The sequence below is a fragment of the Anaerocolumna sp. AGMB13025 genome (assembly GCF_029689925.1).
Classification (GTDB): domain Bacteria; phylum Bacillota; class Clostridia; order Lachnospirales; family Lachnospiraceae; genus Anaerocolumna.
The window spans coordinates 6,177,675-6,189,406 of record NZ_CP121445.1; the positions used below are offsets into that span (position 1 = coordinate 6,177,675).

The following is an 11,732-nucleotide window of genomic DNA, read 5'->3' on the forward strand; positions in this document are numbered from 1 at the left end:
ATAGTTATTCCACTCCCACCTTAATTGTACCTCTATCCTTTATTAATAGTGCGTATACCTGTTCTTCTCGAATCCGGTCTATTGCGTTATAAATGTCTCCCATTTTTGTAATCGGTTCCCTGCCGCTCTGAAAAGGATACAAAGCAAAGATTTCTCCATAATAAAATTTGATATATGCCAACTCCTCTTTCAGCCATCTTTTGGCACGATCTATCTGAGTTGGGGTAATCGTTACAGAAGAAATGGAGGATAGTACCTCTTCATATAACGCCTCCTGATAAGTACCCAATACTCCAGTAACGAATATGCCCTTTTCTCTGACATAAGAAGTAAGGGCTGTATATATTCTCCCGCTTTCCCGAAATTTAAAGTAAATACTTTCTGTCTCATTCGTACCATATATCTTTTCCAATAATTTATACTGGAGTATCTCATCAAAAGACACTCTCCCTGTATAAAAATAACTACCCATAAATGACAGCTGGCTGTTTGTGATATTCCCTTGAATCGATTTTGTTACTGCGCTGCCTCCTTCTTCAGTTTGACCATTGATATGCCTCCGACCATATTGAAATTCGACCGAAAAAGATTCCTTTATTAAATTTAACTGCTTATAAAATTCTTCTTTTTTTATAAGCTGCTGTCTTCTTTCTCCCATAGCCTCCAAAATTTTTGATATTATATCTAAGCTGTAAGACAGCTTGTCCCAGTAACTCAGATATTCATCATAAGATGGAAAATCACTTATACTAATACCGGTATTAAAAATTTCCTGTACTTTCTTTTCTTCCGGTATATCCAATGCTTTTGACATAAGGCAGAGAACTTCCACACAGGCTCCATTCTCATTATTAAAATTCCAGGAACATACCAGATTTTCTCTAAAAAAAGCAAATTCAATTTTTCGTTTATTTTTAATAAAAAATAAACGGAGAAGATATTCATTAATCCCTCTATCTTTTTCCCTTGTAAATAAACCTGTATGTATACCTTCTGACATATTAAACATAATTTAAATTCCCTTTATAAAACTCTAATACTGGTTCGAGCCGGTTGAAGTTTATCCAACTGCAGGGCTGAACGGAGTCTTTATTTTTTTCAAGTCCCTTTAAGTAACAGCCCCTGCAATGGTATAAGTATTTACAGGAATTCGGACATCCGTTCGCTTCACTCGGCGGTTTAATATCAGCAATCAGTTTATATATTTCTTTCTGAAAAATATCTGAAAATTTCTCTTTATTTATATTACCCAGTCCTTGAATTTTGGGAAACAGAGCGCAGGGTCTTAAATTGCCATCTGCCCCAATCAGTATGGAAACTGTTCCTGCACCGCAATTGCTTGATCCGGATATAAAATCATCACTTTGAATAACCGGTATAATGTTCCGGTATTTCCGTATTACTCCATTAATATAATCCGTATAATTTTTAACCTCAGTGGATTTATCTGTCTTAGCGGAAGAGACCTGATTTCCTCTTCCGAAATCTTCCACAAAATTATAGGTAAAAACCCTGGCCCCCAGTGAAACTGCCAAATCAGCCAGTTTATCGATTTCCCACATATTATCTCGAAATATACTGGAAGCGACCCTTACATTTAATCCCTTGCCGGTAAGCCGTTTGATCGTTTCACAGGTTTTATCAAAAGCACCCTTCTGCCCTCTAAAATCATCATGTAATTGGGGATTTACACTGTCCAGAGAAACGTTTAACAACACCTTTTCCTTAAAATTACTAAGCAAGGCAAGCATAGCCTCCGTTAAGATGGTTCCATTTGTTAATATACCAACCATAGCAAACTGTTTTAGTGCGAGCTGGACAATTTCATAAGCCTCTGGGTTCATAAACAGTTCTCCGCCGGTTAATTCTATGTTTACTACCTTATTTTCTTTTAACTGATTAACAATCTCTTCAAACTGCTTAAAGCTAATACACTTATCTTTAAGCACAGAAGCATCCAAATAGCAATGTCTGCATCTTAAATTGCAGGTTTCTGTTATCTCTACTGTTGCATGCATCGGAGATATCAGTTTTTCTTCCCCGATTACCTTAATACAATGTTCCGCAATAGGCTCATCTGCCAGATACACAGCTCCTTTTTCTTTTAAGGAATAAATAAATTCCAGTATCCAATCCTGATTTTCTTCCATGGGTATGGCATTGATATTGCAGAATTTTTTTATCAGATTTCCGGTACTGGTATTACCTGTTATACATTCCATAATATTTCTGCCGGTCTGGTTTATGGTAAAAAACCGGTAGCTGTTCTCTCCGTTTTCTTCCTTTTCCATAAGAATATTGCACTTTTTATTGGTTAGATACATAAGAGTACCTTCGAAAATACCAACATATTTATCCATTACTTCTTCCATGGATCCGTTTCTCCCATCCTTTTATACAATTTCATTATCAGTGTCAAAACAATTATATTCTGGATATCCATTAATCCTTATACTTAATAGGGAAGATAAAGTATGAATGGGTTTACATTAACAAATTCTATGTATGGTTATTTTAGCTGGCTATACCGAATAAACCGGCAATTGCCGCAACTTCAAAATCAGGTATCGGTCCATCAACCAGGCAAGCAGCACCGATTGAGCAGGCAGCACAATATTTATTTTCTACGATCATAGCTTTTTCAATTTGATTAACATTTTTTTCAACTGTTTTATTCATATGGCATCGCTCCTTTACTTAAGTACTTTATCTTCCCTCTAGCTCTTACTATAACGGAATCTTTCCATTCCGCAATCCAAATTGCTTAACCGGTTCATGAAATCGTTTAACTGGATAAGGACTAATCAAACGTTTTTTTAATCTTTTGCAGTTCACCAGCACCTTCTACCCAGTTTTCTACATACCCGCAGCCGCAGCATACATAGCGTATTACTGGTATTTTCCCCATTAAGGTTATATTGCTGGTATATATGTTGTTTCCACTGGAATACCTGCCCTGATTATCCGGAATTCTTACAATGTCCTTTGACCCGCATTTGGGGCATGTGTGTGTATTTTTCATATAAAAACCTCCCAACCAATAATTTAATTTACTCTACAACATTATATTAGTTATGTTTTCCAAAGACTGCTGACACTACAAAAGCTTCCTGAACTATGATAAGAATCAGCAGCAGTAATGATGTCCATGGCTGTGAAACAATTAATACAGCTATCCCGGTCATACTTGCCGGTACGATATATTTTCTCGGATGATGCCATAAATCACTTTCTACCTTCCAGTTTACAACCGGGAATTTCCATTCCAGAAAAACATAGATTGCTGCGCTTTCCCAGGCAAATAATAAGGCAAGTATTAAGATGGTGCCGTGAAACGGTCCGTTTGTAATTCTCCAGCACAAACAATAAATCAGATAAGAAAGTATATTAGATAAGCATATCACAACTCGATACGGCAAAAAGACCAAGACATTTTGATCCGGAAGGCTTTGCACCTTCATTCTGAAATCCCTGTCTCCAGATAATAAAATACCTATGGGCGTATTCAGGGATAGAATGGCAAACCCCAGCGGCATAAACCCGGCAAACCCGGTTTTGCCCAACATAACAGCAAATACACAGGCAAAAACCCACATAATAATCGTATTAAACAGATAACTTTTTCGAGCTGTCATATACCGAAAAAGATAGAAATAAACTGGTAGTATTTTTTTGATTCTTCCCGCATACTGTTTAGCCCTGCCTTCAGGACCGGTATGATAAAACAGGTACGAATCAGAATATGCTATATACAGGAATAAAGCAATGAAAAGAAACGCCTCTGCTGCCATTACAATACTTGTAAAATTACTGAACAGTACCATCAGTGCTTGTATTAAAACCAGTATAACGGCCCTTACCAGATATTTTTGTCTTGTAAATAAATAAAAGCAAAAACCGGCTGCACAAGATTGTACAAAACTAAGCAAAAGACATAAAAATTGCAGCAAATTCCATTGACAAGCCCCAATGTACAAAATAAAAAACAAACCAGTTTTAGTTGCCAGGGTATATATTATAATGCCGGCAAAGTACTGCAGATTAAACCGTACTCTGGAAAAAGGAAGTATAAACTGACCTGTCAGGTTACTAGCACCGACCTCCGAATATAAGACCTGCAGAATAACTCCAAACGAATAAACCAAAATAATTAAAGTTAAGATTGGAAAGGATATAGGAAACTGTATATCACAATACCGAAGTACCCCATACAAGATTACAAAAAATACTCCATTCTTCCATAACCGCTCGTACTTTTTACCTATCAGTTTCCACAGGACTGCCTGAAATATTTTCATACAGCGAACCTCGTATTCTTTCCGGAATAATGTCACCCTGGTTAAAGATATCCCGTATTGACCCATTTTCCAATATAATCACCCGATCTGCCGTTAAACAAATGCTTTCCAGTATATGCGAAGAGAAAATCAGAGTCCCATAGGCAGAATAGTTCCGCATAAGCTGATATAGATATTCAGTACTTTGAAAATCCAGTCCGTTAACTGGTTCATCCAAAATGAAAAGCTCTGGCTCCAAAGAAAAACCAGTAATAAGAAATACCTTTTTCTTATTCCCGGTAGATAAATCTTTCAATAAAACATTTCTATACGCTTCAAATTGAAACCCACTGCAAAGTAGTTCGATCTTCTCCATATCCATGTACTTTTTATAAGATAAAAAGACATGTCGAATATATTCCTCAAAGGTTAAATACTGAAAAGAATTATCATCTGAGAATACGGTATAACGGTGTTTCTTAAAGCTATTCTCCCGCAACCGGATGTCATTCCCATTTAACTTTATATACTCGGCTGTATAACCATCATGCAGACCTGTGAGGGTTTTAATCAATGTAGTCTTACCTGCTCCATTTAGTCCGATCAGACCTATTACTTCCTTTTTATTTAATTGTAATGATAAATCGGACAGCACCTTCTTGCCTTGCTGGTACCAGGCATTTAAACCGCTAATCTGCAATAAAGCTTCCATGATTACCTCTCCCTGTCCTTACTGTTTCCTTTTGAGAAAACAAGAAAAACGATACCTACCACCATAAAAATAGCTGCATTCACATAAGAGCCTTTAACTAGGTTTAATACTCCTATTCCAATCCATACCAATCCGATAACAATCCTTATCAATGTCTTATTCATTCTTCACTCCTATCCGCGTGGAATACACGCCAATCATTAAAATGTTATATTTACATCACATTATATTACAAATATATCACCTTATCGTCTTTACGTCAATCTTAACCGAATTAAAACCTTAACAATTTGGTTTACTGCCATATACTTTCTTATGACCCTGATTGACTCAAAAAGCAACTGCTTGTATTAATCATAAATAAAAGGTATAATCTTAATAGAATAATAATAAAGGGAGCATGGGTTATGCTTAAAAATAAAAAATACTATAAATATAACTGGCTGTTGGGCTTTATTGGCTTCTTGGGTTTTAAATATTTTGAAAATCAGAATACTTCCATGCTATTTTTCTTTAGCTTTTTCGGTTTATTTTCTAACTGCATTGTATCAAAGCTGGCAGCGGAAATGCCCGACGAACGTTATGTTTCCAACCGGCAGAAAGCTAAAAACGTTGCAATGTTAAGCCCTGGGACCGCTTTATTTATAATTGGTATAAGCTCTCTTTTTCCTTTTGGAACAAAAGATTTTATGGTGTTAATCAGTGCGTTCGGATGGGCGGCTACGTTCTTAACCTATTCTATAGCCTTTTACTATTATGAAAAACATTAACTGAGACAGAAAGTTGCATTATCGCAGGTCAGTCTGTAGTATGCATGGGGTAAAAATGGAAAATTTTAAATGTAATTTAAAAAAATACCGCCAACTTGCGGAATTAACGCAGGAAGAACTGGCTGCGAAAGTAGGGGTCAGAAGGGAAACTATCCTTCGTCTGGAATCAGCTAAATATAATCCTTCCTTAAAGCTGGCTATTGATATATCTCGGGCTGTCCATGCACCGATTGAGGAATTATTCATCTTTGATGATAACTAGACGTTAGCCTTAATAATTTTACAACTGATTTCCATAATATATAGATATCTGATCCATTAATTCCTTTTTTCTGTGCTTACTTACCGGAAGTATTTCACCGCTTTCTAATTCAAGCTCCATTTTCAGGAGGCTTTTTATATTGTTTAAATTTACAATATAGCTCTCATGGATCCTGTAAAAATCTTCTCCCAGCAATTCCAGATGTTTTTTCATATTCTTATAACTTAGGATATTACCTGCTGCAGTATGGATTAAGGTATTGCGCTCAAAGGTTTCTATATACCTGATATCCTCCTGATTTATTTTAAAAATACCAAAATCATTCTTTTCCAGTATATACTTTTTATATCTGGATTGTAGGAGCTTTATGGCCTTATCCAATTCCCGAAACAAGGTATTATATTTAACCGGTTTTATCAAATAATTAGCTGCCCGGACATTATAACCTTCCATAATATATCTGCTGATGGAGGTGATGAAAAAAATCTGCATGGAAGTATCCTGTTCCCGTATTTTTTTGGCAACTTGTATACCGGTGATATCTTTCATCAATATGTCCAGGAAGACCATGTCTATATCCTTGAATTTTTCATAATACCTGAGGAATTCTTCTCCTGATTTAAAAGACAGTATTTTTTTATTAATCTGTTTTTCAGATAAAATCTTACTTATATACCCATTCAATTTTGTTAAAAAGAATTCATCATCATCGCATATTACTATTTTCATAATTTACCTCATTTCGATTAAAACCCTGATAGTTTTTATGAAACAAAAGTATTTTTGCTGCATAAATACAGGGGCTGCCTACAATCTTAAGCCATGATGGTAAGCAGCAGCCCATATACTTATTTGTCCTGATATTTTTCCAGAAGTTTTTTTGGAACTTCCGGTTGATGCAGTAACATTAAGCACCATACATTTACTGAATTAACAGCAGTTGTAAGTGCTGCCTTGCACACTAAGCCGCTCATCATGTTTTTTCCCTTATTCATTCATCTCACCTCTTTGCTTTTATATTTTATTTTACCTATTACAACTAGGGTTGTAACCCATATAATAGCTACTGAACCTAAAAGAGCAAAATTCGCATAGGTCCGGTCTAATAATTGGATATACGTGATAACCGCCGTATAAAAAAAAGTAAAGTAAAAAGCCTTGCGTTTCATCCCTTTTTTTCTTTTATAAGGTAAAGGGTTTTCGCTGGATTCTATAGGTGCCAGCATAAGTATTATTATATTACATATATAAACAAGTGCTAATATAAAATAACCTATTGGCATTTGGGTTCCTTTAAGACCGGTATATATGGATAGAATAAGAAAATACAAGAGTATGAAAGCAGAAATGCATTTTAGATTGGAATCTGTATGATATCCACCTGCAAAGGTTCGTATCGGGCAATAAACCATCAATAAAATCAAAGTTTCTGCACCTTTATGTAAACATAAACCGGATAGTAGCAGAACTGTTATTGTGAACACTGTTGCTATTAGTATCTCAAGACCGTAGCTGTAAATCTCCTCATCCTCTTCTGGTATAATACCCCTGTCTGCATAGATTCCAGCTAATTTTTTTGAATATCTATGAATCATTTTAACTTCCCCCTTGTACTAAAATCTAACATTTTTATTTACCGAATTAAAGTTTAAACGAATAATTGGGCTTTGTAATTGCGTATTTGTCCTTATAATCAAATTGGTTTATCGGTATAATGATATTGACGGCAAATTCTCCGTTAGCCGAAGTTACTGTTACATTTCCCCCATACTTTCTAACGGATTCTTTTATACTCAGCAGTCCCATACCATGAAATTTTTTATTAACTTTAGCAGTCTTAATATAATTATCAAATACTTTAACCTGCTCTGCAACACTGTTCACAACTTTAATAACCATAAGATTACCCATTGCTTTCGTCCGGATATCAATATAACGCTTCTTATCGTCTTCAATTTTTTCACATGCTTCAATGGCATTATTTAGTAGATTTCCATAAATGTCACAGATATCAAGGGGCTCTATAAAATCTCCATTTAAGAAATCAACGGAACAAGTGACCTCTATTTTTTTACGGTTCGCTTCCAAATATTTTTCGTTAATTAAAGTATCCAATATTTCATTATTTGTCGATACATAAGTCTCATACTTTCTTAAAGGTTCCAGAAGCTTGTCCATGTCAAGGGTCTCCTCCCTCCGGTGATCCTTAAAATACATCAGGTAATTTTTTAAATTGTGATGTATTTTTAGTATTTCTGCTTCATTTTCTTTCTTTGCCTGATAATAATGTACTCGATACTCTTTCCGGTACCTAATAGTTTCTAATTGTAATACATGGTATTTCTCATTGATATAAGCATCTGTAAGTATGGCATTGCAAGTGGTTTCAAGCAGAATAAGAATCGGAATCAGAATTAACATATAGGAGGAATATTTATTTAATTTAATATCTACATCAGATAATACCGACATGTAAATCAGAATGATTATTAGCCTTAGCAGCATGGGTAAAAGAATAAATAGAAATTCTTTTTTGGTGTAAGACTGTACTACCTTCACCTGATATTTTTTAAACAGAATTAGTAGCAGGATCGTCATGGTTTTCGCCAGAATAACGGCATCCCATTGGTATTGACCCATATTAAAAATAAACTGGGTTCTGTATTCGTTATTCGCAAGCATTATTATACCGATTGACATCAATTCAGAAATACCAAGAATTACAACATAAATAAATAAGTTAATAAAAAGTTTTAAATATGAACTATAATAGCATAATTTTATCATAACTCCAATAAAGATAATCCCAATTGAGGTTTTTAAATTACCCTCAACTCCGATCCCATTTAGTAAGATGATTAGTATAGTATAGGTGGTATAAGCAGCAGCCAAAGTAATCCTGTTACATTTAATATCATCATCCAGATAATAATATAAATATAAAGTCTCGATTACAATAATCATAATATCAAATACCTTTAGCATATTTTCTATTCTCCCCAACGATTATTGTTTTTTATTTTAGCAAATTATATCATATTTTTCCATATATTTCAAGTTTACTTGTAAATTTTTCGCTAATTTCGTGTAAATTATACCCTGCCTGATTCCATCTGATTTATAGGGACTGTAAAAATTCATCAACTGAGAAGACTACACTTTCAATGTAAACGGCATATACTATACTTGACATTGCCCGATTCGCTTCACCAAATCTCTGATAATGAACGATTTCTCTTTCCCTTAAGAAACGGATTGGGTCAATGATATCAGGGTCTTTCACCATACGAAGAATATTGTCATAGGTAGTTCTTGCCTTTTGTTCTGCTGCCATATCTTCATGCAGGTCTGTTATTGCATCGCCCTTTGATTGGAAGAAGGTTGAGCTAAAAGGCATACCGCTGGCTGCCTGAGGCCATAATCCTACTGTGTGGTCTACAAAGTAAGTGTCAAATCCGGAGGCCTTGATTTCCTCAATACTTAAGTTTCTGGTTAATTGATGAACAATTGCACTTACGATTTCCATATGGGCCAGTTCTTCTGTACCTGGCTTGGTAGCGGTATGACGAATCAGCGGTATGGCGGTTCAGCGGTATGGCGGTTCAGCGATATGACGGTTCAGCGGTATGGCGGTTCAGCGATTGATAGTTGTCGTATACGACTACGCAAGTTGTGATTTATTGATTAAATAGAATCAGCTCTGAACCTAATTTTTTGAGAAAATATAATTATATTCTATATCTGAATTTTTTAAATATATTGTAACTTCCATATACGGATTATACTGATTTATACAATAGTCCCTAACATACTGTATGCTATCCTCTATATGATAGGCTAAGATATGTTCCTGACTATGGGCTAAGCTATGCTCCTTACTCTGGTCAATATTCTGATACAGATCCCGTTTTAGCTTCCTATCCTGGTCCATACTCCGCTCCAAATGCTCTTTACTATGTGAATGTGTGATATCACAGGTAACAGTAATACGGTCAATGATACCTCGGTAAAAGGCATCACTCCATTCCTGTCCGTTTATTACTTGGTACAGGTAATGTTTTACTGTAGAAAGTTTATCGTTATTAGTCCCCCTAGTATCTTCACATTTTTCTTCAAGTTCTTTACATGTTTTTGTTATCCGCTTCATATCAGCTTCATATTTTTGTTTAATACTCTTAAAGTCATCTTCTGTGATTTCTTTTGAGAGGTACAATTCAATTAAGTCTTGTTTTTTTATGGTATAGGTATGTAATTTATTTTGTAATTTCACAAGTTCCTTATCATCTCTTTTCTCTTCTTTAATAATTTTTTTAAGAATACCGACAAGATTTCCGACAAGTTCCTCTTTGTCAAGTTTAAGGGTTTGAAACAATTGCTTTAATATTTGCTTTAGCTCCTCTTCCTTTAAGGTATTATTATTACAACCCGTTTTTATACCCTTGGGGTCAAGATGTACTCTGCCGTTTTGCACCGCTTCATAGCAGCGCCAGTAACGGTAGCTGCTGCCGTTCTTTCCCTTTTTGGTACGTGATACATAGGAGCAGCCGCAGTCTTTACAGCGGATTAAGCCGGAAAAGCAGTAACGGCTGCTATATTTACTCTTTACATTTTCTGAGGGGCTTCTTTTTTTTATCTCTGCCTGGGTTTTGTTAAAGAGTTCTCTGTTTATAATGGGTTCATGGTGATTGGAGATGCAGACGAGTTCCTCCTGCCCCTTATTATATCTCTTTTCATGTTTTAGATAATCCGGTGTATAGGTTTTTTTCTGTATGAGATCTCCGCAGTATTTTTCATTTTTAAGGATACGAAGGATTACATTCCCATGCCACTTGCTTCCGCCCGCAGCCGGTATTCCTGCCTCTGTAAGCTCCCTGGCTATTACATGGGTACCTTTTCCTTCATTTATGAACTTTTGAAATATCAGTTTAACGGTCTCTGCACCCGCTTGGTTTACATAGAGCTTTCCATCCCGCAGGTCATACCCTAACAGCTCCCGCCCAAAGACCACTCCCCGTTCCATACTGCGCTTTTGTCCCCACTTTACCCGTTCTGAGGTTTTACGGCTTTCCTCCTGCGCAATGGAGGCCAATATGGTAAGGCGAAGTTCTGCATCGGCATCCAGGGTATCAATATTATCGTTTACAAATATAATACCGATGCCAAAACTTTTTAATCTTCTGGTGTAATAGATACTGTCTAAGGTATTACGGGCGAAACGGCTGATTTCCTTGGTCAGGATTAGATCGAACCTGTGGTTTTTTGCATCGTTTAACATCCGGTTAAATGCATGCCTTTTCTTTGTACTCGTTCCGGTAATTCCTTCATCAGCATAGATTTCTGTAAGCTCCCAAAGGGGGTTGCGGGTAATATACTCATAAAAATACCGCTTCTGGCTTTCCAGTGAATTCAGCTGATCCTCTTTATCCGTAGATACCCTGCAGTAAGCGGCAGCTCTAATCAAGTTCCTCACTCCATAACGATACGTTTATTTCATTCAGACATTGATCAAACTGACACCTGGTAATCATTTCTTTCTCAAAGAGGGCAGACAGCAGGGATGCCTCCATCGTGGAAAGGAATTCCTTATTTCTCATAAGTTCCGTATCGGAAAGATTATTATCCTTACGTGCTATAGTTATATTATTACGTTTCAACAACCAGCCTCCGGCTGTACTTTTATTATTGATATATTTTATTGGATTTCTTCCTGA

16 protein-coding genes are annotated in these 11,732 nt (G+C 35.9%); 2 read left to right on the forward strand and 14 right to left on the reverse strand.

The annotated features are described in order from the left end of the window. Positions 1-4: 4 nt before the first annotated feature. The 7 genes from QA584_RS25780 to QA584_RS25810 all read right to left on the reverse strand — a co-directional run bounded on the left by QA584_RS25780 (position 5) and on the right by QA584_RS25810 (position 5,153). Positions 5-1,009 carry a hypothetical protein gene (locus QA584_RS25780; protein ID WP_278271967.1) on the reverse strand — a complete coding sequence of 335 codons (1,005 nt, stop codon included), beginning with the start codon at positions 1,007-1,009 and terminating at the stop codon, positions 5-7. Continuing rightward, positions 1,002-2,372 (reverse strand): radical SAM/SPASM domain-containing protein, encoded by a 1,371-nt coding sequence (locus tag QA584_RS25785; protein WP_278271968.1) that lies wholly within the window; start codon positions 2,370-2,372, stop codon positions 1,002-1,004. The genes QA584_RS25780 and QA584_RS25785 overlap by 8 nt, the downstream gene beginning before the upstream one ends. Positions 2,373-2,514: 142 nt before the next feature. Further along, entirely contained in the window at positions 2,515-2,679 is a 165-nt protein-coding gene (locus QA584_RS25790) for a subtilosin A family bacteriocin (protein ID WP_331487759.1), read from the reverse strand. 121 nt (positions 2,680-2,800) lie between these two features. Further along, positions 2,801-3,022: a hypothetical protein gene (locus QA584_RS25795; RefSeq protein WP_278271969.1), complete on the reverse strand. Its 222-nt coding sequence runs from the start codon at positions 3,020-3,022 to the stop codon at positions 2,801-2,803. Between the two features lie 46 nt (positions 3,023-3,068). Further along, on the reverse strand, positions 3,069-4,298 hold the full coding sequence (locus QA584_RS25800; RefSeq protein WP_278271970.1) for a hypothetical protein: 1,230 nt from the start codon (positions 4,296-4,298) through the stop codon (positions 3,069-3,071). Continuing rightward, positions 4,258-4,989, reverse strand: a complete 732-nt coding sequence (locus tag QA584_RS25805; protein ID WP_278271971.1) for an ATP-binding cassette domain-containing protein — start codon at positions 4,987-4,989, stop codon at positions 4,258-4,260. The genes QA584_RS25800 and QA584_RS25805 overlap by 41 nt, the downstream gene beginning before the upstream one ends. Before the next feature lie 2 nt (positions 4,990-4,991). Next, a complete protein-coding gene (locus tag QA584_RS25810; RefSeq protein ID WP_278271972.1) occupies positions 4,992-5,153 on the reverse strand; it encodes a hypothetical protein in 162 nt (53 codons plus the stop codon). A gap of 243 nt (positions 5,154-5,396) precedes the next feature. Between QA584_RS25810 and QA584_RS25815 the strand changes: the two genes are divergently transcribed. Then, positions 5,397-5,759, forward strand: a complete 363-nt coding sequence (locus tag QA584_RS25815) for a DUF3796 domain-containing protein (protein WP_278271973.1) — start codon at positions 5,397-5,399, stop codon at positions 5,757-5,759. A gap of 55 nt (positions 5,760-5,814) precedes the next feature. Next, positions 5,815-6,021 carry a helix-turn-helix transcriptional regulator gene (locus tag QA584_RS25820; RefSeq protein ID WP_278271974.1) on the forward strand — a complete coding sequence of 69 codons (207 nt, stop codon included), beginning with the start codon at positions 5,815-5,817 and terminating at the stop codon, positions 6,019-6,021. An 18-nt stretch (positions 6,022-6,039) separates the two neighbouring features. On the opposite strand, the gene QA584_RS25825 is transcribed toward QA584_RS25820, so the two are convergent. From QA584_RS25825 to QA584_RS25855, 7 genes are all read right to left on the reverse strand, one after another. Continuing rightward, positions 6,040-6,750 (reverse strand): LytR/AlgR family response regulator transcription factor, encoded by a 711-nt coding sequence (locus tag QA584_RS25825; protein WP_278271975.1) that lies wholly within the window; start codon positions 6,748-6,750, stop codon positions 6,040-6,042. Positions 6,751-6,869: 119 nt separating this feature from the next. Then, positions 6,870-7,016, reverse strand: coding sequence for a cyclic lactone autoinducer peptide (locus QA584_RS25830; protein ID WP_278271976.1), 147 nt, complete (start codon positions 7,014-7,016; stop codon positions 6,870-6,872). Then, on the reverse strand, positions 7,017-7,616 hold the full coding sequence (locus QA584_RS25835; protein WP_278271977.1) for an accessory gene regulator ArgB-like protein: 600 nt from the start codon (positions 7,614-7,616) through the stop codon (positions 7,017-7,019). It lies immediately after the preceding gene. 46 nt (positions 7,617-7,662) lie between these two features. After that, on the reverse strand, positions 7,663-9,006 hold the full coding sequence (locus QA584_RS25840; protein WP_278271978.1) for an ATP-binding protein: 1,344 nt from the start codon (positions 9,004-9,006) through the stop codon (positions 7,663-7,665). A 133-nt stretch (positions 9,007-9,139) separates the two neighbouring features. After that, entirely contained in the window at positions 9,140-9,601 is a 462-nt protein-coding gene (locus QA584_RS25845; protein WP_331487954.1) for a manganese catalase family protein, read from the reverse strand. Between the two features lie 126 nt (positions 9,602-9,727). Further along, the gene (locus QA584_RS25850) at positions 9,728-11,482 is read right to left on the reverse strand and encodes a recombinase family protein (protein ID WP_278271979.1); all 1,755 of its coding nucleotides are present in this window, start codon (positions 11,480-11,482) and stop codon (positions 9,728-9,730) included. After that, on the reverse strand, positions 11,475-11,675 hold the full coding sequence (locus QA584_RS25855; RefSeq protein WP_278271980.1) for a hypothetical protein: 201 nt from the start codon (positions 11,673-11,675) through the stop codon (positions 11,475-11,477). Before QA584_RS25855 ends, QA584_RS25850 begins: the two co-directional genes overlap by 8 nt. Positions 11,676-11,732 lie beyond the last annotated feature (57 nt).

Bases quoted from the DNA above. Each gene is read 5' to 3' on its own strand.
- QA584_RS25780 (WP_278271967.1), bottom strand. From the start codon at position 1,009: ATGTTTAATATGTCAGAAGGTATACATACAGGTTTATTTACAAGGGAA.
- QA584_RS25785 (WP_278271968.1), bottom strand. From the start codon at position 2,372: ATGGAAGAAGTAATGGATAAATATGTTGGTATTTTCGAAGGTACTCTT.
- QA584_RS25790 (WP_331487759.1), bottom strand. From the start codon at position 2,679: ATGAATAAAACAGTTGAAAAAAATGTTAATCAAATTGAAAAAGCTATG.
- QA584_RS25795 (WP_278271969.1), bottom strand. From the start codon at position 3,022: ATGAAAAATACACACACATGCCCCAAATGCGGGTCAAAGGACATTGTA.
- QA584_RS25800 (WP_278271970.1), bottom strand. From the start codon at position 4,298: ATGAAAATATTTCAGGCAGTCCTGTGGAAACTGATAGGTAAAAAGTAC.
- QA584_RS25805 (WP_278271971.1), bottom strand. From the start codon at position 4,989: ATGGAAGCTTTATTGCAGATTAGCGGTTTAAATGCCTGGTACCAGCAA.
- QA584_RS25810 (WP_278271972.1), bottom strand. From the start codon at position 5,153: ATGAATAAGACATTGATAAGGATTGTTATCGGATTGGTATGGATTGGA.
- QA584_RS25815 (WP_278271973.1), top strand. From the start codon at position 5,397: ATGCTTAAAAATAAAAAATACTATAAATATAACTGGCTGTTGGGCTTT.
- QA584_RS25820 (WP_278271974.1), top strand. From the start codon at position 5,815: ATGGAAAATTTTAAATGTAATTTAAAAAAATACCGCCAACTTGCGGAA.
- QA584_RS25825 (WP_278271975.1), bottom strand. From the start codon at position 6,750: ATGAAAATAGTAATATGCGATGATGATGAATTCTTTTTAACAAAATTG.
- QA584_RS25830 (WP_278271976.1), bottom strand. From the start codon at position 7,016: ATGAATAAGGGAAAAAACATGATGAGCGGCTTAGTGTGCAAGGCAGCA.
- QA584_RS25835 (WP_278271977.1), bottom strand. From the start codon at position 7,616: ATGATTCATAGATATTCAAAAAAATTAGCTGGAATCTATGCAGACAGG.
- QA584_RS25840 (WP_278271978.1), bottom strand. From the start codon at position 9,006: ATGCTAAAGGTATTTGATATTATGATTATTGTAATCGAGACTTTATAT.